The following is a 17,532-nucleotide window of genomic DNA, read 5'->3' as shown; positions in this document are numbered from 1 at the left end:
TTAGAGCGGAAACGCCCAAAAGGCTACTGCCTGCCGATATCGTCAGCCATCTCGGCGGGCGACGCCCCCTGCTCCAGGGCCGCCTCGTAGTTGAGCTCGATCATGACCCCGTTGGGGTCGTGGACGAAGATCTGCCAAAGCTCGCCGCCGGGCACCTGGCGGGAGTCGAACTTCATCCCCTTTGAGGCCAGCCGCTGCTTCATGCCGTCAAACCCGCGGCTGGCGAAGGCGACGTGGTGGACAACGCCGGAATCCGGCTTTTGTGGCTCGGCAGTCGGAGAAATATCGACGAGGTGCACCACCGGCTGACCCTCGCTGTACATCCAGGCGCCGGGGAAGGCGAAATTCGGCCGGGCGCCCTTTTCCAGGCCCAGCACGTCCTCATAGAAGCGGACGGTCTCGGCCAGATTCCGGGTCCGGATATTGAAATGATCGAGCACGCCCACGCTTACGCCGCCCATGCCTTCGCTCCCTTTTTTTGAAGTCCTTAGGTCCGCCATCCTAGCACAGGCGGGGGCCAAACGAAGCCGTTGCCCTCCGGCCTCAAGGGTTTATGGTGCGCCCGATCTGCCGCAATGGCGGAACCGGGCGCCCCCCGCCCGGCAAGAACCGTAAAACCCAAACTACGGACAAGGTACCACAGATGGCTAAAGTCGCTTTCCTCGGTCTCGGCGTGATGGGCTTCCCCATGGCCGGACACCTCGTGAAAAAAGGGGGCCATGAGGTCACCGTCTACAACCGAACCGCGGCCAAGGCGAAGGAGTGGGCGGACAAGTTCGGCGGCAAGACCGCAGCGACCCCGAAGGCTGCAGCCGAGGGCCAGGATTTCGTGATGTGCTGCGTCGGCAACGACAACGATCTGCGCGCGGTCACGATCGGTGCCGACGGCGCGTTTGCCGGCATGAAGAAGGGTGCGACCTTTGTCGACCACACCACTGCTTCCGCCGAGGTCGCGCGTGAGCTCGATGCTGCCGCGACCAAGGCCGGCTTCAAGTTCATCGACGCACCCGTGTCCGGCGGCCAGGCCGGCGCCGAGAACGGCGTGCTGACGGTGATGTGCGGCGGCACGCAGGACGCCTATTCCGGCACCGAGCCGATCATCACGGGGGCCTATGCGCGGATGTGCAAATTGCTGGGGCCGGCCGGCTCCGGCCAGCTGACCAAAATGGTCAACCAGATCTGCATCGCCGGCCTCGTCCAGGGCCTCTCCGAGGGTATTCACTTCGCCAAGAAGAGTGGCCTCGACGTCGCCGCCGTGATCGAAACCATCTCAAAGGGCGCCGCGCAGTCCTGGCAGATGGAAAACCGCTACAAGACCATGAACGAGGACAAATACGATTTCGGCTTCGCGGTCGAATGGATGCGCAAGGATCTCTCGATCGCGTTGGCGGAAGCCCGGCGCAATGGCGCCAATTTGCCGGTGACCGCGCTGGTCGACCAGTTCTACGCGGAGGTCGAGAAGATGGGTGGCAAGCGCTGGGATACGTCGAGCCTGCTCGCGCGCCTCAATCGCTGACACCTGACGAAGTGATCCTGCCTTGCTGATCGCACTCGCCGCAATCTTCGTCCTCGCCTATGCGGCGATCGCGCTCGAGCATCCCATCGGGGTGAACAAGAGCGCGTCTGCGCTACTCGGCGCAGGCGTGCTCTGGACAATCTACGCGCTCGCGACCGGCGATCATACGCTGGTCGGCCGTCAGCTTGATGAGTCCGTCGCCGCCACCGCGCAGATCGTGTTCTTCCTGGTTGGCGCGATGACGATCGTCGAAGTGATCGACGCCCATGACGGATTCGAGGTCATCACGTCCCGCATCAGCACGACCAGCCAGGTCCGTCTGATATGGCTGATCGGCTTCGTGACCTTCTTCCTCAGCGCAATCCTCGACAATCTGACCACCACCATCGTCATGGTCTCGCTGATCCAGCGGTTGATCGCCAAGCGCGACGACCGCCTGCTGTTCGCCTCCCTCATCGTCATCGCCGCGAATGCCGGTGGTGCATGGACTGTGATCGGCGACGTCACCACGACCATGCTGTGGATCGGCGGACAGATTTCGCCCCTGAAAATCATGGGCGGGGTGTTCCTGCCCTCCCTGCTCAACCTGCTGGTGCCGCTCGCATTCATCAGCTTTTCGCTCAAGGGCAAGACCATCGCAACGCCGCCGAAAGAGGACGGATTGCAGGGCGTCGATCCGTTCGAGCGGAACGTGATGTTCTATCTCGGACTCGGCGTACTGATCGCGGTACCCGCCTTCAAGACGGTCACGCACCTGCCGCCCTTCATGGGCGTCCTGCTCGGGCTTGGCCTCGTGTGGCTGGTCGGCGAGATCGTTCATCGCGACAAGGATGAGCATGTCCGCGGTCCGCTCACGCTTGCGAATGCGCTGACGCGGATCGACATGGGCTCGATCGTTTTCTTCCTCGGCATCCTGCTCGCGGTCGCCTGCCTCGAACATGCCGGCCTGCTCTCCATGCTGGCCAAATCGCTGGATACCGCGATCGGCCGACAGGACATCATCGTGATCGTGCTCGGCCTGCTCAGCGCAGTCATCGACAACGTGCCGCTGGTCGCCGCGACGATGGGAATGTACGACGTGGGGCATTATCCACCCGACAGCTTCCTCTGGGAGTTCATCGCCTATTGCGCCGGCACCGGCGGTTCGATCCTGATCATCGGCTCGGCCGCGGGCGTCGCCGCCATGGGGCTCGAGCGCATCGAGTTCCTCTGGTACGCCCGTCGCATCGCCCTCCCGGCGCTCGCCGGCTATCTGGCGGGAGCCGTGGTGTACATCGCACAGCACGCGGCGCTGCATTGAGCGGGTCACGCCGGATCCAAAATTAACGCCGGGTTAACGTAATTCTTTAGCTCCTTAAGTCACCTCTTAAGGATTTCTTGCCAGAGATAGACAATGCAGAAGGCCCGCCCCGCGCGGGCAGGAATTGTTGTTGTGCGATGAGTAAACCCGCTGAAAAGCCCGAGGTTGTGCAGCTTCCGGCCGAGCCGGTGAGCGTGCCGTCGGCGAGCCATCGCCGGGCTGCGGCACAACGGGTGCGCGAGGCGCGCGATAAGTTAACGTCGACCAGTGGAACCCGGCCGGCTTTCGACGCCGAAATGCTGCGCCATTACGCCCAGACGCGACTGTCGGCCTCCTATGTCGTGATGCTGCTTGTGGTCGCGACAGGCGTGCTGTTTGGGCTGTGGATGCAGCCGATCCCGGCCGCGGCCTGGACCGCCGGCATGCTCTGCATCCATGCCGCGATGATCCGCAGCTGCCACCGCTTCCTGGCCGAGCCCGCCTCGCCCGCGGCAACGCGCGCATGGCAGACACGCTTCGTCGTGCTCGACCTGCTCTATGGCCTTTGCTGGATGGCGATCCTGATCCATCCCGTGCTCGACATGATCACGGAATCGCTGATGATGTTCCTGATGCTGCTGGTGATCGCAGTATCGAGCATGCTGGCCGCCAATCTGCCGATCGCCGCCCTCGCCGCGACTGCACCGGTCGCCGTCGCGATGGCGCTGAGCTTCGTGATGACCGGCTCGTTGGATAATTACATCCTGGCCGCGCTCGCCGTCGCCGCCGAAGGCTATTTCGTGCTGCTGGCACATCGCCTGCACTCTTCGACCTTCGCCACGCTCGAGGCGCGCGCCGAGAAGGACGCGCTGATCGGCGAGCTCGAACAAGCCAAGGCGATCTCGGACGAAGCGCGCCACCGCGCTGAATCCGCCAATGTGGCCAAGTCGCGCTTTCTGGCGCAGATGAGCCACGAACTGCGGACGCCGCTCAATGCGATCCTCGGCTTCTCCGAGGTGATGAAGAGCGAGATTTTCGGCGCGCATGCCGTGCCGGTCTACAAGGAGTACTCGGCCGATATCCACAATTCCGGCGTCCACCTGCTCAACCTCATCAACGAGATTCTCGATCTGTCGCGGATCGAGGCCGGCCGCTACGAGCTCAATGAGGAAGCGGTCTCGCTGGTCGGCATTGTCGCCGACTGCCATCATCTGATGAAGCTGCGCGCCTCGAGCCGCGGCATCACCATCCACGAGGTGTTCGAGCACGCGATGCCGCGGCTGTGGGCCGACGAGCGCGCGATCCGCCAGGTCGTGCTCAATCTGCTCTCCAACTCGATCAAGTTCACTCCGCAGGGCGGCGAGATCTGGCTCAAGGCCGGCTGGACGGCCTCAGGCGGACAATATCTCTCGGTGAAGGATACCGGCTCCGGAATCCCCGAGGACGAGATTCCGGTCGTGCTGGCCTCGTTCGGCCAAGGCTCCAACTCGATCAAGTCGGCCGAACAGGGCGCTGGTCTCGGCCTGCCCATCGCCAAGAATCTGATCGACCTGCATGGCGGTACGTTCACGCTGAAATCGAAGCTGCGCATCGGCACCGAAGTGATCGTCACCTTCCCGCCCGAGCGCGTGATGAGCGCGCTGGCGCCGATGTCGGATGATTCTCCGCCGCTCCAGCCCGAGAGTTCCGCGGTAGCGGACGAGAAGCGCCGGCCCCGTCGCAAGCCGATCATGAGCGCAGGTACGGGCTCGTAACGAGATGCTTGCAGACATGCCCGACCATCCGCCACTATGTCCGAATGAGCAAAGAAACGCCGTGCGTGGCCGTCTGCATGATCGATCCCAAGACCAGGCTGTGCTTCGGCTGCGGACGCACATTGCCGGAGATCGCGCGCTGGCACGCCATGGAGAGCGCGGAACGGCTCGCGGTCATGGCGCTGTTGGCAGCGCGCATGAATCAGGCTGGACTTGCGCCGATCGCGGGATCGCCGGAACGGACCTGACCGGCCTGAGCGCATCGGGAGGTGCGCAATGATCCGCTTCCTGCTCGTTCTCATCATGCTCGCCTGCACGGCAGGTGCCGTCGTCGCCTATGGCGATTCCGACCAGATCGCACGCGCGAGCAGCAAGGTCTCGCATATCTTTCGCACGCAGACCGCAGCGCCCGCGCCCGCCGTGCAGATTCAGCGCGGCCAGGGCGGCGAATTCGCGCTGCGCGCGAAGATCAACGGCGTGGCCGCACCGATGGTCATCGACACCGGCGCGACCTCGGTGGTGCTGACCTGGGAAACCGCCAAAGCGATCGGGCTGCCGCTCGAGATGCTCGAATACGACGTCGATCTCGAAACCGCGGGCGGTCACACCAAGGCGGCCCGCCTCACGATCGACCGCCTCTCCGTCGGGCACCTCGTCGAAAAATCGGTGCCGGCCCTCATCGTGCAGCGCGGGCAGATGAAGACCAACCTGCTCGGCATGAGCTTCCTGGACCGCCTGGAGAGCTGGGGCGTGCGCGCCGACAAGCTGATGCTCACCGGTTATCCGGAACTCCAGACCAGTCACCGCCGCTCTCGCATCGCGGTCGACTAGACCTTTGCAATCCGCCTCGTCATGCAACTACGGCTAGGCCGCCGCCTCTGCCGGCGCGGGCGCACCGACACGCGCAATCGCATCGCGCAGCACCTCGATGCCGGCGCCCGGCTTCACCCCCTGCTCGGCAAGATGCCGGCGAAAGGCGCGCGCGCCGGGCACGGCGTGGAATGCGCCGACGAAATGCCTCGTCATGGAGTGCAGCCGCGTGCCGCGCGCGAGCTGTCGTTCGATGTAGGGCATCATCGCTTCGAGCGCATCCTGCATCGAGGCATGCGGCGCCGCCTCGCCGAAAATGTCGGTATCGACCGAGAGCAGCCGCCACGGCTCCTGATAGGCGGCCCGTCCGAGCATCGCACCGTCAACGTGATCGAGATGCGCTTTTGCCTCATGGACACCGAGGATGCCGCCGTTGATGATGACAGGCACATCGGGCATCGCGCGCTTGAGGCGATAGACGCGATCATAATCGAGCGGCGGGATGTCGCGATTCTCCTTCGGTGACAAACCGCTGAGCCAAGCTTTCCGGGCATGCACGATCAGCGCATCGCAGCCGGAGGCAACGACCGCCCGTGCAAGGTTGTCGAGCGCGACTTCCGGATCCTGGTCGTCGATCCCGATGCGGCACTTCACCGTCACGGGCACGGCAACCGCACGCTTCATCGCCTCGACGCACCTCGCCACGAGATCAGGCTCTGCCATGAGGCAAGCGCCGAAACGGCCGTCCTTCACGCGGTCGGAGGGGCAGCCGACATTGAGGTTGATCTCGTCGTAACCGAACTCCTCACCGACCCGCGCGGCCAGCGCCAGCTCGCGCGGATCCGACCCGCCGAGCTGAAGCGCGACCGGGTGCTCGACCACGTTGAACCCAAGCAGCCGCTCCCGGTCACCATGAATGATGGCGCCAGTCGTCAGCATCTCCGTATAGAGCAGCGCCCGCCGCGTCAGGTGACGGTGGAACACCCGGCAATGCCGGTCGGTCCAATCCATCATGGGGGCGGTGCAGAAGCGCCACCTCTCAGAACCCACTGACATCGTTGTTTTTTCAGCCATTAACCGTTGGGATTGTTGCGCAACGCGTTGCGTATCGTTGCGTATTTGCCTACATCGCCGGGCATTCCTCGCCTGCTAGTATCACATTGTGATCCGCGCAGGAGCCTTGTGATACCGAATGGGAACGATCGTCGAGCGCGCCCGGAAGAAGGGCGGCAAAGCCTATATGGCAAAGATCATCATCAAGCGCGAGGGCAAGGTGATCCATCGCGAGACCGAGACGTTCGATCGCCGGCCCGCCGCCGCCGCCTGGATCGCCCGCCGCGAGGACGAGCTATCGAAGCCCGGCGCGATCGAGCGCGCCAAGGCGGCGACGAACGACCCGCCGTTATCCGTGGTCATCGACCGGTACATTGACGAATCCGAGAAAGAGATCGGCCGAACCAAGGCCCAGGTGCTCCGGACGATCAAGACCTATGACATTGCCGGCAAGCGTTGTTCGCAGATCGAGAGCGACACGATCGCCGACTTTGCGAAGCAACTGGACGTCGAACCGCAGACGCGCGGGAACTACCTCTCTCACCTCGCCTCAATCTTCGCTATCGCCCGGCCCATGTGGAAATACCCGCTCGACTATGCCGCGATGAAGGACGCGCAAACCGTGCTGCGCCGCCTCGGCATTGTGTCCAAGAGCAAGGAACGCGACAGACGGCCCACGCTGGACGAGCTTAACCGCCTGATGCTTCACTTTCAGGACCGCCAGAAACGCCGCAGCAAGTCCGCGCCAATGTGCCGTTTAATCGCATTCGGGATTTTCTCGACCCGACGTCAGGAGGAGATCACCCGCCTCGCATGGGCCGACTTTGAGGATGAGCACAAGCGCGTCATGGTCCGCGACATGAAGCACCCAGGCCACAAGGAAGGCAATGACACATGGTGCGACTTGCCCGATCCGGCCGTTCGGATCATCAAGGCCATGCCCCGCGAGGGCGATCTGATATTCCCCTACTCTGCCGACGCGATTAGCGCAGCGTTCACCCGCGCCTGCCAGTTTCTAGAGATCGAGGATTTGCATTTCCACGATCTTAGGCATGAAGGCGTGTCGTGGTTGTTCGAGCAAGGGTACAACATTCCGCACGCCGCCGCAGTCTCAGGTCACCGCTCCTGGACGAGCCTCAAGCGCTACACTCAAATTCGACAGCGCGGCGACAAATACGAGGGATGGAGGTGGCTCGACGCCGTGACCGCTCCTGTTGTGTAGAGCGCAACAACCATCTGTGGCGATGATTGCCGAGATCGAAACGGCAGTAGGACATCGCCATGACCCAGCACCAAGGACTACCCGTCGAAGGCTATCAGCCGCAGAGCGACGCGAAGGTTTCCGCAGTCAACGTCAACAAGCGGCTTGAGGAAGAAGTTCTTCGCCGCATCGACGCGCTGGAGCAGACGCCCGGCATCGATCGCCGCTGGCTCGCGATCGGCAAGACCCAGCTCGAACAAGCGTTCATGGCGATCAATCGCGCCATCTTCCAGCCCGCCCGCATCAACCTTTAACGAACGCCCCTCGCGGTACTCCTTCCCGTCCGCATCCAGAAGGACGGGGAAACATAGTCCCGATCGTCCGTGAAGAACGGCGCTGGTCCGTAGAGGGGCCTCATGCAGCCCAGCGTAATCGGGGCGACCTGGATGGAGCAAAGGCCGCAAGCCCGGAATTCGCCGGGAAGCGGCCTTTACCAATTCAGGGGGGCTTGCTTTTCTGCCTCGCCCTCGCGCCGATCCGGCGCGTAGAACGTCACGCGATCCTCGTTGTTCTTCCGATCGCGACCGACAGTCCATCCCAGCTTCTTCATGATCCGGCCGACGCGGCTGGTCTGACGCCAATCGGCATCCTTCATGGGGATCCCCAGCGCCGACAGAACGTCGAGCTGCGCGATCGACGGTTGCCCCTTAATCGTGTGCGCGATCTTGTCCGTCCACACGTCAACGTCGGTTCGCTTCTCTTGCTCGAACTCGACCGCCGCCTGCTCATCCTCCTGCACCCACCAAGGCGTGTTGGCGCGGTAGAGCTCTACGGCCTCAGCCCATAGCTGATCGCGATCGAGCGCGATTGCATCGGTGTCGATGCTGCCAACAGTCAGCGGCCAGAAGCGCCGCGCGCCAGTGGGATCGCGCAGGTACGCATTGCCTTCCGGGTTGATCGTCCCGTTGAGTACAACGCGGCGCGGCGCTTCGATCACCGCCCGGCCGTAAGGCGGGCGAAAGCGATCGGTCTGTTGCGTCAGGAACTTCTTGACCTCGTTCACCTCAGCCGCAGAGAACTTGTGCATCTCCGCGACCTCAAGGCCCCACACGCCTTGCATTTCCATCTTGGCATCTTTGCCGCCGATGTCCGACAGGCCATCGGTAAAGAAGTCCTCGCCGTAGAGGAAGCGAAGCGCCGTCGATTTGCGCGCGCCCTGCGGCCCCTCCAGGATCGGCATGGTATCGACCTTGCACCCCGGCCGAAGGCCGCGCGCGACGCCCGAGACCAGCCAGCGCACCGCTACGGTGCGAGCATACGGCGTGTCCTCGACGCCCATGTAATAGGTCAACCACTTCTCGACGCGAGGCCGGCGATCCCATTTCAGGCCGTCAAGATATTCCCGCAGCCGATCGAACGCCGCGCGCTCCGCAATTGTCTGGATCACGGCGGCGATGTTCGAGGCTTTCGGCGACATCTGCCGCGCCTCCAGCCACATCACCGCTTCGCTATAGTCGCGGTCCTGGACCACGCGCGGCGTCCATGTCTGTTCACGCTCCCACGGCGGCCGACGCATCAGCATGACGCGAAGTTTAAACGCGTCCCACGCGAACACGCCCGCCGTCTCCGGATGGTTCTCAAGGAACAACGCCCAATTTTTCGTAGCGCCCGGCTTAACCTTGCCCTCCTCGTTGCAGACGAGGTTCAGCATCCAGTTGTCATCTGCCGCGACGGTGCGGCGCGTGCGCAGATCGGTGACGGTCGCCGGCTGGGGCTGCTCTTGCTGCGTCGTGCGGGCCTCGACCACGGGCTTTGCCTGGACGACGGGCGCAGGACCGGCAACGGGCGCGGGCTTCTCGACGGCCGGCCCTGGCGGTTTCGGCGGCGTCCACGGGCGGACGGTCTCGCGCATGAAGGTATCAAGCCGGGCCTTGTCCCAGCCGTCGCGGATCGCGTCAGCGCAGTCCCAGCCCTTCGACGGATCGTCGCGCATGACGTCCATCACGCGCACCGTGCAGCCGAGGCCGACCAGGATGGCCGCAATTTCGTTCGCGGTGCCGAGCCCCGGAGCGTCGGCGTCCGGCCAGATCACGACGTTGCGCCCCGCGAGCGGCGTCCAATCGGTGTGCTTCACGCCTTGCGTACCGCCCGCCCAGGACAGCACGACGCGGCCCGTCTCGCCGGCCAGCGCGTCGCGGCACTTCTCGCCCTCAACCACGATCACCTGCCGGGCCTCGCCGAGACGGTCTAGACCGTACAGCGGCCGGGGCTTTGGGAAAGGGAACCGCGACCAGCACTCACGCCCATCGGGCAGGCGTACCGCCATTACCATCGGCGTTTCTTTGCCGCCGTCGCCGAGATCGTGTCGCAGCACATAGCCGAACAGCGAGCCATCGGCGCGGCGATACGGGAACACCATCGACGGTGCGAAGCCGCCCCACTCCGTAGCATCACCCGCGCGCTTTGGATTGTAGAGCTTGACGCGCCGGCCGACCTCGATCACCGCGCCGTCAGGCGGATCGATCGGCTCAATTCCTGCGTAGATATCGCGCGCCTCGATCCGGCGCGGCGTCACGTTCGGCCCGGCCGTGCCGCCGCCGAGGATGGCAATCGCGTCGCGCAGGCCGACGCCCTTGATCTTCTGGACGAAGTCCATCACGTCGCCGTGCTCGCCGCAGCCGAAGCAATGGAACCGCTCGACCTTGTCCTTGCCGACGAAGACGGTGAACGACGGCGTGTCCTCAGCATGGAACGGGCAGCAGCCAAGCAGCTCCCGGCCGTCCTTCTCCAGCTTCACGCCAAACGACGCCGCCGTGTCTGGCAGAGAAACGTCGCGCCTAAGGCGCTCGACATCGGACGACATTGCTACCCGTGATGCTAGGTGATTTGCGTGTTGCGCTAATCACAACACTTGCAACGAAAACGTCAAGAAGAAGTTAGCGATTGCCCCGAACTATCTGCGCCAACTCGCTTTCGTTGTGCGCGATGCCGGCCCGCCCACCGGCTTTGTTGACGGCATCGATCCAGGCCGTTTGCTCTTTCGTCGGGCGCGCGCCGTCCTTGACTTCCACTTGCGTGTAGATCGCAACGGTTGCCCCGACCATATCGGCCGTCACCTGGACGGGCACCCACCCGCCCAGGTCAGACATTCCGGCAACGCCGGCATGGAACGGGCGAGCGTTGCGCAGCAGCACATCGCCAGCGCCGAGGCGGACCATGCGGCCGTCGCCGCGCTCGACCTTCCCAACCCACGCCTGCCCCACGTTCTGCCGAAACAGCCGCGCCCCGAGCTGGGACGCGAACCGTTGCAGCAGCCGCATCAGATCGGCCTCGCTCATGCCCAAAATCCATTCACACCGGCATAGAACGAGATCTGCCAGACGATCCAAACGACATAGGCGATAAGCGCCCACATCGCGACGGCCAGGATCGCGATAGCTATGTCTTTCATCACTCGACCTCAGAACGGAATATCGTCGTCGGGATGCGGCTGGCGGCCGGACGAGATCGGGTCGCGGCGCGGCGTATTCTCGCGCGGAGCCTTGCCCGTGGCCTCGCCGTAGCTATTGCCCGGCCGCTCCGCGTTGCCCTTTGTGTCGGACGCCTTCCGTGCGCCGCCATCGCCGAGCAGGATCAGGTTCGCCTTGAAGCCGGTCAGAACGACCTCAGTCGAATAGTGCTTGACGCCATCCTTTTCCCAATCGCGGGTTTGCAGCTCGCCCTGGACGAACACCTTGGAGCCCTTGCGAACGTATTGCTCGATGACGCTGCACAGGCCCTCGTTCCAGACGACAATGCGGTGCCACTCGGTGCGCTCTTTCTTCTCGCCCGTGCTCTTGTCTTTCCAGCTTTCGGACGTCGCGATCGAGAAGTTCGCGACCACGCTACCATTCTGGAGATTCTTGATTTCCGGATCAGCGCCGACATTGCCGATCAACTGCACTTGGTTAAGGTGCCCCGCCATTTCTCTATGCTCCTATGACAAGCCGGTATCCCCGGCGATAACCGACGTTCTCGATCGAGACGCCGGAGCCCTCCAGCCGCACGCGCAAGTGACAGAGCGCGACCTTAAAAGCGGCATACATGCGCGTCGGCGACGGCCCGCCATCGGGATCGTCGATGTACATCGCATCGAAAATTCGTTCCGTCTGGACAGGATGCCCCTTGCCCTTCCAGATCGCGCCGAGAATGCGCGCCTGTAACGGCGTGACCTTGTAATGGTCGATCACGATATCCAGCGACGGGACGCGAACGGACTGCTTGCAACACGGGCACGCGATCGGACTTTCCAAGCTCATCATGACATCCCCCTGCCTTGCGAGCCGGCCTTAGCCTGCCTCGCCGTCCACACATGGCCGGCCCACTTCTCCGGCGACTTGTACCCGCGAGCCATCGCGAGCTTGACCAGATCGTCAAGCGTCCCCGCGCCCGACTGTTCGCGCAGTCGCTCGCGGCGGATCGCGGCGACATCGATTTCCTCAAGCTCGCCCTCGACCTCATCGAGAACTCGTCCGAGCCCGAGGCTATCGCGTGCCTTCACGGGATAGACGAACCCGCATTCCGTGCACTTCGGCGCGGGCGCGTGTGTTGCGAAGCATTTCGGGCACGTCAGATTTTCGACCGTGCGCCCGTCCTTCTTCCGCCCCTCAAGCGACCATTCGCGATCGTCGTCGGGCAGGCCGAGGCGCGAGAGATTGCCGACGAGATCGAGCAGGATGGCCGGATCAGGTTTCTTTCGCAGACCGCGCCCGAGCTGCTGCAGATGCTTCGCGAGAGACTGCGTCGGCGAATATTGCAACACCGCCTCAATGGTCACATCGCGATCGACTTGGGCGGCGAGATCGAACCCCTCGCAGAACAACTGACAATTTACGATGACGTCAATTTGCCGGTCGGCGAAGCCAACGAACGCGGAACGCCTGTCGTGATGCGGCGTTTGACCATCCAGCGCAACGGCCATCACACCGTTCGCGCGAAACTCGGCAGCGAGCTGTTCGGCCCGAGCAACCGAAGGAGCAAATGCAATTGTCCGCTTGCCGCCAGCGAACTTGCGCCAGTGCCGAACAGCCCCAGCCAGGACGGCCTTGCCCGACATCAGGTCATCAATCTCGGACGCGACATAGTCGCCGTTGCGGGAATGAATTCCGGCGAGATCGATACCGGCAGGGGCGAACGCACGATAGCGCGACAGGTGGCCTTGCTCGATCAGCCATCGGACGGACGGCCCCATGACTATTTCGTCCCACACGTCGCCGAGCGGCTTGCCGTCTAAACGTTCCGGCGATCCCGTCAGGCCGATCGCCCGCGTCCCGGTCTCTTTGTAGTGGGCGGCAACCTTGGCCCAGCCGCTTGCCGCCGACAGGTGCGCCTCGTCAACCATGATGTAGTCGGCAGGAATTTTGCCGAGCCGATTTTTCAGCGTCGCGATCGATGCGATATAGACCCGGTGATGCGGATTATAATGGTAGCCGGCCGCGATGTAGGAAAACGGGATGCCGCAGCGCTCGAACGTCTTGGCCGTTTGCGTGATCAGATCGACGCGGTGAACGCAGAAGATCACGCGTTTCCTGGCTGCGAACAGCAGTTCGATTAGCTTCGCGGCCAAGACCGTCTTGCCGAAACCCGTGGGCGCGAACACCAGCACCGCGAGCGATTGCCGCAGCGCGACGCGCAGCTTGGCACGCACGTCCTCTTGATCGGGGCGAAGGATCAACCCGCTCACCGGCCGACCACCACTTTCCGGATTGAGTTTTCATGCGGAGCCATGCGCCGCAGCCGGGCCGCCATCGCGCGAATGCTCTCGACATCAGCCGCCGTCACGAGCATCATCGTTTCCGCGGCCGGCGCGCCCGTCCTGGTCGTGGTGCGATCCGCTATGCAGTCGAGAAAATCGGCTTGCTCGTAGAAGCTCATCGGTGCGCTCATCAGCGCACCGGCATCATGTCGCCGGCATCGATCCGGATGTTGCGGGACTTAGCCGCCGACAGGATCAATTCCTGATCGCGACCGCTGATCAGCCCCTTGGCATCACTGAGGGCGCGGCTGACTTTCGACCGATGGCGGCCAAGAGCAACAGCGAATTCAGATTGTGACATGTTGAATTTGGCATAGACCCGCTGCCAAGGCGTGACCGGATCGGCTTGCTTCACGTTAAGAGCGCCCCGTATGATGCTGATTTCGCAACATACGTTGTGATTTGCGCAACGTCAAGAGAGCATCACCGAGTTCCTAACAGGCGAGCTTGGTTCCATGCAATGCAACCTGTGGCGGTAATTGTACGGGGCGGCTAATTGACGCCTTGTTGCGAAACGTGCAACAAACGGGGGATAACAGGGAAAACAACTGTAAGTTCTGCGTAAGGAGAATTGCCAAGATGTCCCAACGAGAGATTGATGGCGCGTGGTTTACAAAGAAGCTCGAACAAAACAATAAGAGCATGCGCGGGCTGGCGAGACACTTAGAAGTTGACGTTTCAGCCGTCTCCCGGATGTTCTCTGGAAGTCGGAAGATGAAAATGAATGAAGCCAGCGCGATCGCTCATTTCCTCGGTGCTCCAGTGTCGGAAGTGCTCAGGCACGCCGGAGTAGCGGTGGACCTAGACGGACAGCCAACGCAGGTAATGCTTGCTGCGGCGATCAACGAAAAGGGCCAGCTCGAACGGCTATCAGACCCGAGCCCCCTACCCCAGGCGGTTATAGACCGCGCCCAAGCTGCCGTAACGATCAGCGATTACAACGGCAGTCGCATCCTCGCCGCCCAGGTCCGAGCGATGCAAGGCCCGTTGGCTTTCCTCGACGATGCGGTTGTCCTATTTGGGCACACCGAGGGCGTCGAGCGTGCGGCGATCGGCGTCCTCGCCATCTGCCGGTCGCAAAAAGGCGAACAGGTCATCGGTAAGATCGAGCGCGCCAGAAAGACCGGCGAGGCCCGTGTTGTTTGCGTGGACGGTAAGGCCCGCGAATTCGCGCTCGAAACCGCAACGCCTGTTATTGCGATCATTCCCTAATTTGAACCCGTTTCCTGATCCGTGAACCGCGCAGCTCCGGCCGCGCGGTTTTTTATTGCCTCCTGAAATCCTGAAATTCTGGATTGACCGTTGCGCTTTGTTGTGCCTATTGTTGTGAACTTCACAACAGCACAACAGGAGATCGCAACGATGAACGTCATGACCACCTCGCCCGGCATGAAGCCCGGTGTCTACCTCAAGCTCGACAACGAAGCCTATCACGCCGGCCCCGGCATTTCGAAGTCCGGCCTCTGGACGATCGACCAGAAGTCGCCGGCTCACTACAAATTCGGCGAGCGCAAAGAGAGCAAGGCGTTCGACTTCGGCGAGGCTACCCACCTCGCCATTCTCCAGCCGGACGACTTTGAGAAGATCGTCGTTCGCGGTCCCGAGGACCGGCGCGGCAATAAGTGGAAGGACGTCGCCGAGGTCTGCAAGGCAGACAAGAAATTGCTGCTCACGTCCGGCGACTTCGATGGCGTGCTCGCGATCCGAGATGCGGTTCATGCCGACGCTTGGATTAACAGCATCATCACCAGCGGCGACGGCGTCAACGAGGCGTCCGGCTTCTGGATCGACCCGGAGACCGGCGAGCTGTGCCGCTGCCGCCCCGATCGGTACCGCCGTGATCTTAAGCTGATCCTCGACGTCAAATCGACCGTGAGCGCCCACCCCGACGCTTTCGCCAAGAGCGTCGCCAACTACGGCTATCACGCGCAGGAGGCTTTCTACACGGACGGGTGGCAGGCGTGCGGCCAGGAAGTCGAGGCATTCGCATTCCTCGCCTGGGAAAAGACTTCCCCCTATGCGTTCGCGGTCTACGAGCTTCCGCCGTCGATCGTCGAGGAAGGCCGAGCGATCATGCGGAAGTCCCTCAACACCTACGCGGATTGCCGAAAGGCGAACCACTGGCCGGCATATGGCGATGGCGTCCAAGAGCTTTCCTTTAAGCGCTGGAACTACCGGCTGACGCAGGCCCCCGACGCGCTCGACGAACCTCTGACCGAGTGACCGACGCCGCCACAGCCCGTCAATTCTGGAGCGCGGCTTTCTTCTACCGCCGCGCTCCGGATCGGGACCGAACCACCGCAATCATGGTGCTGACAGCACTGAGCGGATCACCCCCCGGCCCTGTGCAATCCCGCGCAGCCGACATCATGAAAGAAATCGAAAATGTCTCAGACCAACACGCTGCCGGCCCAGGTTGAGCGCAAGCCGCTCACCCTCCGCGACCGGCTCGATCAGATGACGCCAGAGTTCAAGAAGGCGTTGCCCGGCCACATCACCCCCGAGCGTTTCGTTCGCACGGCGCAGACCGCTATCGCCCTCACCCGCAATATTGACAAGGTGAAGAACCCGGCTTCACTCCTCGCCGCCTGCACCAAGGCGGCAACGGACGGGCTGATCCTGGACGGCCGCGAGGCCGCCCTCGTCGTGGATTACCAAGGCGACGTGCAGTATCGCCCGATGATGCGCGGCCTGTTGAAGCTGGCCTATCAGAGCGGCCAGATTAAAAGCCTCGTTGTTGAGCCCGTCCGCGAAAAGGACAAGTTCACGCACGAGCCGACCAACGCCAAGAAGCCGATCACTCACAAGGTCGATCACAGCAAGGATCGGGGCGAAGCCTATGCGGTCTATGCCATCGCCGAGTTGATGAGCGGCGGCATTGTGCACGAGGTGATGAACGTCAACGACGTGAACGCGATCCGCGACCGATCGGACGCCTATCGCGCGTTCAAGGCCGGCAAGATCAAGTCCACCCCGTGGGCGACCGATTGGGCGGAAATGGCGCGCAAGACCGTGTTTCGCCGCATCAGCAAGTATCTGCCGAGCAGCACCGACCGGGACGCCTTCCATCAGGCGGCCGAGCGGATCGACGAGGAATACACGCTCGACGCAGCGGCCGAGCCCGGCGAGGCCCCGCCCGTAACGCAGTTCACCCAGCCGAAGAAGCGCGGCGGCGCGGCGGCGGCGCTCAAGGACGTCACGCCGGCCAAGGCGAAGCCGCAGGACGCCCAGGGCCAGCCGATCGAACATGATCAGTCGGGCGAAGTGTTCGACCAGGACGGCCCGGACGATGGCGACCCGCGTTTCGCGAGCGACGGGCCACAAGCTGGAGACGACATCTGATGCCCAAGCGCCTCGTCGCCATCATCGAACAGACGATCCGCAAGGAGGTTCCTGTTCCCGATCGCGTGCCGACCGGCCCGTTCAATGTCGATGCCATGGACATCTTGAACGCGATCAACGCGGAGAACCACAGCACGGTCATCAAGCAGCGGTTCGTTTCCGCCGAGGTGGTCGAGATCGCCGAGGGAGCGAATGTCTCAGGCTGACCCTTATGCGATCCCGGAGTTCGCGCGCGTCGAAATTCGGCTCACAGATAAGGCGGCGCTGCGGAGCGCCGCCGATCAACTCCGCTCGCTTGCTGACAATCTCGACAAGCTCGCAGGCGGAACGCTCGCCGATCCCACATCGAACTATCTGGCGTGGGGTGCCATCAAGTCCACATCGAAGAAACTGAGGAACCAAAACCAATGACCACGCCGACGATCATCCTTGCCGACGCCGAGCCTGTCATTTCCGACCCGATGTATGGGAGCCTTGCCGGCGTGCTCCAGGCCGCCCACGACCACGCCGCGCGCGGCAAGGGACACGACCGGCATGGCAGTGACGACGTGCCTTTCCTGGACCAGCCCACCATGCAGGCGACGCGCCTTGTCGGCGTCGGCTATCCCACCGGCCAGATCATCAAGAAGGCTCACGAGGCCACGCGCATGGTCGAACGCGAGCAATACGACGCGGCCGTGTTCGAGCTGTTCGGAATCATCAACTACGCCGCAGCCGCCATCCTCGCGATCCGCGAACTGTGAAGGGCGCATCTTTACTGTTGCGATAATCACAACACCGTGC

At 63.0% G+C, this 17,532-nt stretch carries 22 protein-coding genes; 13 read left to right on the top strand and 9 right to left on the bottom strand.

Annotated elements, in window-relative coordinates; all coding sequences use genetic code 11:
• Positions 1 to 23: 23 nt before the first annotated feature.
• The gene (locus AC0L3S_RS04715) at positions 24 to 461 is read right to left on the bottom strand and encodes a VOC family protein (protein WP_473257829.1); all 438 of its coding nucleotides are present in this window, start codon (positions 459 to 461) and stop codon (positions 24 to 26) included.
• A 182-nt stretch (positions 462 to 643) separates the two neighbouring features.
• Here AC0L3S_RS04715 and AC0L3S_RS04710 point away from each other — a divergent pair, with 182 nt between their 5' ends.
• The 5 genes from AC0L3S_RS04710 (at position 644) to AC0L3S_RS04690 (ending at position 5,380) form a co-directional block, all read left to right on the top strand.
• Complete coding sequence (locus tag AC0L3S_RS04710; RefSeq protein ID WP_473257831.1) at positions 644 to 1,516, top strand: NAD(P)-dependent oxidoreductase; 873 nt, start codon at positions 644 to 646, stop codon at positions 1,514 to 1,516.
• Between the two features lie 22 nt (positions 1,517 to 1,538).
• The gene (nhaD, locus tag AC0L3S_RS04705) at positions 1,539 to 2,816 is read left to right on the top strand and encodes a sodium:proton antiporter NhaD (RefSeq protein ID WP_473278263.1); all 1,278 of its coding nucleotides are present in this window, start codon (positions 1,539 to 1,541) and stop codon (positions 2,814 to 2,816) included.
• Positions 2,817 to 2,953: 137 nt separating this feature from the next.
• Positions 2,954 to 4,549 carry a sensor histidine kinase gene (locus AC0L3S_RS04700; RefSeq protein WP_473278262.1) on the top strand — a complete coding sequence of 532 codons (1,596 nt, stop codon included), beginning with the start codon at positions 2,954 to 2,956 and terminating at the stop codon, positions 4,547 to 4,549.
• A gap of 44 nt (positions 4,550 to 4,593) precedes the next feature.
• The gene (locus AC0L3S_RS04695; RefSeq protein WP_473257838.1) at positions 4,594 to 4,797 is read left to right on the top strand and encodes a DUF1289 domain-containing protein; all 204 of its coding nucleotides are present in this window, start codon (positions 4,594 to 4,596) and stop codon (positions 4,795 to 4,797) included.
• 28 nt (positions 4,798 to 4,825) lie between these two features.
• Positions 4,826 to 5,380, top strand: a complete 555-nt coding sequence (locus AC0L3S_RS04690; protein ID WP_473257840.1) for a TIGR02281 family clan AA aspartic protease — start codon at positions 4,826 to 4,828, stop codon at positions 5,378 to 5,380.
• 33 nt (positions 5,381 to 5,413) lie between these two features.
• On the opposite strand, the gene dusA is transcribed toward AC0L3S_RS04690, so the two are convergent.
• Positions 5,414 to 6,433 (bottom strand): tRNA dihydrouridine(20/20a) synthase DusA, encoded by a 1,020-nt coding sequence (gene dusA, locus AC0L3S_RS04685; protein ID WP_473278261.1) that lies wholly within the window; start codon positions 6,431 to 6,433, stop codon positions 5,414 to 5,416.
• 118 nt (positions 6,434 to 6,551) lie between these two features.
• Between dusA and AC0L3S_RS04680 the strand changes: the two genes are divergently transcribed.
• Both AC0L3S_RS04680 and AC0L3S_RS04675 read left to right on the top strand, forming a co-directional pair.
• A complete protein-coding gene (locus tag AC0L3S_RS04680) occupies positions 6,552 to 7,634 on the top strand; it encodes a site-specific integrase (RefSeq protein ID WP_473278260.1) in 1,083 nt (360 codons plus the stop codon).
• A 59-nt stretch (positions 7,635 to 7,693) separates the two neighbouring features.
• Positions 7,694 to 7,927: an Acb2/Tad1 domain-containing protein gene (locus AC0L3S_RS04675; protein ID WP_473278259.1), complete on the top strand. Its 234-nt coding sequence runs from the start codon at positions 7,694 to 7,696 to the stop codon at positions 7,925 to 7,927.
• A 176-nt stretch (positions 7,928 to 8,103) separates the two neighbouring features.
• Here AC0L3S_RS04675 and AC0L3S_RS04670 read toward each other — a convergent pair whose 3' ends face one another.
• The 7 genes from AC0L3S_RS04670 to AC0L3S_RS04640 form a co-directional block, all read right to left on the bottom strand.
• Positions 8,104 to 10,476, bottom strand: coding sequence for a virulence-associated E family protein (locus AC0L3S_RS04670; protein WP_473278258.1), 2,373 nt, complete (start codon positions 10,474 to 10,476; stop codon positions 8,104 to 8,106).
• A gap of 73 nt (positions 10,477 to 10,549) precedes the next feature.
• Complete coding sequence (locus AC0L3S_RS04665; protein ID WP_473278257.1) at positions 10,550 to 10,951, bottom strand: VRR-NUC domain-containing protein; 402 nt, start codon at positions 10,949 to 10,951, stop codon at positions 10,550 to 10,552.
• Between the two features lie 122 nt (positions 10,952 to 11,073).
• Positions 11,074 to 11,577, bottom strand: coding sequence for a single-stranded DNA-binding protein (gene ssb / locus AC0L3S_RS04660; RefSeq protein ID WP_473278256.1), 504 nt, complete (start codon positions 11,575 to 11,577; stop codon positions 11,074 to 11,076).
• A gap of 4 nt (positions 11,578 to 11,581) precedes the next feature.
• Positions 11,582 to 11,911 (bottom strand): hypothetical protein, encoded by a 330-nt coding sequence (locus tag AC0L3S_RS04655; protein WP_473278255.1) that lies wholly within the window; start codon positions 11,909 to 11,911, stop codon positions 11,582 to 11,584.
• Positions 11,911 to 13,335: a DEAD/DEAH box helicase gene (locus tag AC0L3S_RS04650; protein WP_473278254.1), complete on the bottom strand. Its 1,425-nt coding sequence runs from the start codon at positions 13,333 to 13,335 to the stop codon at positions 11,911 to 11,913. Before AC0L3S_RS04650 ends, AC0L3S_RS04655 begins: the two co-directional genes overlap by 1 nt.
• The gene (locus AC0L3S_RS04645; protein ID WP_473278253.1) at positions 13,332 to 13,526 is read right to left on the bottom strand and encodes a hypothetical protein; all 195 of its coding nucleotides are present in this window, start codon (positions 13,524 to 13,526) and stop codon (positions 13,332 to 13,334) included. The genes AC0L3S_RS04650 and AC0L3S_RS04645 overlap by 4 nt, the downstream gene beginning before the upstream one ends.
• Positions 13,527 to 13,537: 11 nt before the next feature.
• Complete coding sequence (locus tag AC0L3S_RS04640) at positions 13,538 to 13,762, bottom strand: hypothetical protein (protein ID WP_473278252.1); 225 nt, start codon at positions 13,760 to 13,762, stop codon at positions 13,538 to 13,540.
• Positions 13,763 to 13,986: 224 nt separating this feature from the next.
• Between AC0L3S_RS04640 and AC0L3S_RS04635 the strand changes: the two genes are divergently transcribed.
• The 6 genes from AC0L3S_RS04635 to AC0L3S_RS04610 all read left to right on the top strand — a co-directional run bounded on the left by AC0L3S_RS04635 (position 13,987) and on the right by AC0L3S_RS04610 (position 17,492).
• Positions 13,987 to 14,619, top strand: a complete 633-nt coding sequence (locus AC0L3S_RS04635) for a helix-turn-helix domain-containing protein (protein WP_473278251.1) — start codon at positions 13,987 to 13,989, stop codon at positions 14,617 to 14,619.
• 150 nt (positions 14,620 to 14,769) lie between these two features.
• Entirely contained in the window at positions 14,770 to 15,630 is an 861-nt protein-coding gene (locus AC0L3S_RS04630; RefSeq protein ID WP_473278250.1) for a PD-(D/E)XK nuclease-like domain-containing protein, read from the top strand.
• 162 nt (positions 15,631 to 15,792) lie between these two features.
• On the top strand, positions 15,793 to 16,749 hold the full coding sequence (locus tag AC0L3S_RS04625) for a recombinase RecT (RefSeq protein WP_473278249.1): 957 nt from the start codon (positions 15,793 to 15,795) through the stop codon (positions 16,747 to 16,749).
• Positions 16,749 to 16,955: a hypothetical protein gene (locus tag AC0L3S_RS04620; RefSeq protein WP_473278248.1), complete on the top strand. Its 207-nt coding sequence runs from the start codon at positions 16,749 to 16,751 to the stop codon at positions 16,953 to 16,955. Before AC0L3S_RS04625 ends, AC0L3S_RS04620 begins: the two co-directional genes overlap by 1 nt.
• Complete coding sequence (locus AC0L3S_RS04615; protein WP_473278247.1) at positions 16,942 to 17,160, top strand: hypothetical protein; 219 nt, start codon at positions 16,942 to 16,944, stop codon at positions 17,158 to 17,160. The genes AC0L3S_RS04620 and AC0L3S_RS04615 overlap by 14 nt, the downstream gene beginning before the upstream one ends.
• Positions 17,157 to 17,492, top strand: a complete 336-nt coding sequence (locus AC0L3S_RS04610) for a hypothetical protein (protein ID WP_473278246.1) — start codon at positions 17,157 to 17,159, stop codon at positions 17,490 to 17,492. The genes AC0L3S_RS04615 and AC0L3S_RS04610 overlap by 4 nt, the downstream gene beginning before the upstream one ends.
• Positions 17,493 to 17,532 lie beyond the last annotated feature (40 nt).

The sequence above is a fragment of the Bradyrhizobium sp. Ken01 genome (assembly GCF_055807355.1).
This window is presented reverse-complemented; position numbering and strand designations above follow the sequence as displayed.

What these genes read in the sequence shown, in the direction of transcription:
- AC0L3S_RS04715 (WP_473257829.1), bottom strand. Translation starts at nt 461, where the DNA reads ATGGGCGGCGTAAGCGTGGGCGTGCTCGATCATTTCAATATCCGGACC.
- AC0L3S_RS04710 (WP_473257831.1), top strand. Translation starts at nt 644, where the DNA reads ATGGCTAAAGTCGCTTTCCTCGGTCTCGGCGTGATGGGCTTCCCCATG.
- AC0L3S_RS04700 (WP_473278262.1), top strand. Translation starts at nt 2,954, where the DNA reads ATGAGTAAACCCGCTGAAAAGCCCGAGGTTGTGCAGCTTCCGGCCGAG.
- AC0L3S_RS04695 (WP_473257838.1), top strand. Translation starts at nt 4,594, where the DNA reads ATGAGCAAAGAAACGCCGTGCGTGGCCGTCTGCATGATCGATCCCAAG.
- AC0L3S_RS04690 (WP_473257840.1), top strand. Translation starts at nt 4,826, where the DNA reads ATGATCCGCTTCCTGCTCGTTCTCATCATGCTCGCCTGCACGGCAGGT.
- dusA (WP_473278261.1), bottom strand. Translation starts at nt 6,433, where the DNA reads ATGGCTGAAAAAACAACGATGTCAGTGGGTTCTGAGAGGTGGCGCTTC.
- AC0L3S_RS04680 (WP_473278260.1), top strand. Translation starts at nt 6,552, where the DNA reads ATGGGAACGATCGTCGAGCGCGCCCGGAAGAAGGGCGGCAAAGCCTAT.
- AC0L3S_RS04675 (WP_473278259.1), top strand. Translation starts at nt 7,694, where the DNA reads ATGACCCAGCACCAAGGACTACCCGTCGAAGGCTATCAGCCGCAGAGC.
- AC0L3S_RS04670 (WP_473278258.1), bottom strand. Translation starts at nt 10,476, where the DNA reads ATGTCGTCCGATGTCGAGCGCCTTAGGCGCGACGTTTCTCTGCCAGAC.
- AC0L3S_RS04665 (WP_473278257.1), bottom strand. Translation starts at nt 10,951, where the DNA reads ATGAGCGAGGCCGATCTGATGCGGCTGCTGCAACGGTTCGCGTCCCAG.
- ssb (WP_473278256.1), bottom strand. Translation starts at nt 11,577, where the DNA reads ATGGCGGGGCACCTTAACCAAGTGCAGTTGATCGGCAATGTCGGCGCT.
- AC0L3S_RS04655 (WP_473278255.1), bottom strand. Translation starts at nt 11,911, where the DNA reads ATGAGCTTGGAAAGTCCGATCGCGTGCCCGTGTTGCAAGCAGTCCGTT.
- AC0L3S_RS04645 (WP_473278253.1), bottom strand. Translation starts at nt 13,526, where the DNA reads ATGAGCTTCTACGAGCAAGCCGATTTTCTCGACTGCATAGCGGATCGC.
- AC0L3S_RS04635 (WP_473278251.1), top strand. Translation starts at nt 13,987, where the DNA reads ATGTCCCAACGAGAGATTGATGGCGCGTGGTTTACAAAGAAGCTCGAA.
- AC0L3S_RS04630 (WP_473278250.1), top strand. Translation starts at nt 14,770, where the DNA reads ATGAACGTCATGACCACCTCGCCCGGCATGAAGCCCGGTGTCTACCTC.
- AC0L3S_RS04625 (WP_473278249.1), top strand. Translation starts at nt 15,793, where the DNA reads ATGTCTCAGACCAACACGCTGCCGGCCCAGGTTGAGCGCAAGCCGCTC.
- AC0L3S_RS04620 (WP_473278248.1), top strand. Translation starts at nt 16,749, where the DNA reads ATGCCCAAGCGCCTCGTCGCCATCATCGAACAGACGATCCGCAAGGAG.
- AC0L3S_RS04615 (WP_473278247.1), top strand. Translation starts at nt 16,942, where the DNA reads ATGTCTCAGGCTGACCCTTATGCGATCCCGGAGTTCGCGCGCGTCGAA.
- AC0L3S_RS04610 (WP_473278246.1), top strand. Translation starts at nt 17,157, where the DNA reads ATGACCACGCCGACGATCATCCTTGCCGACGCCGAGCCTGTCATTTCC.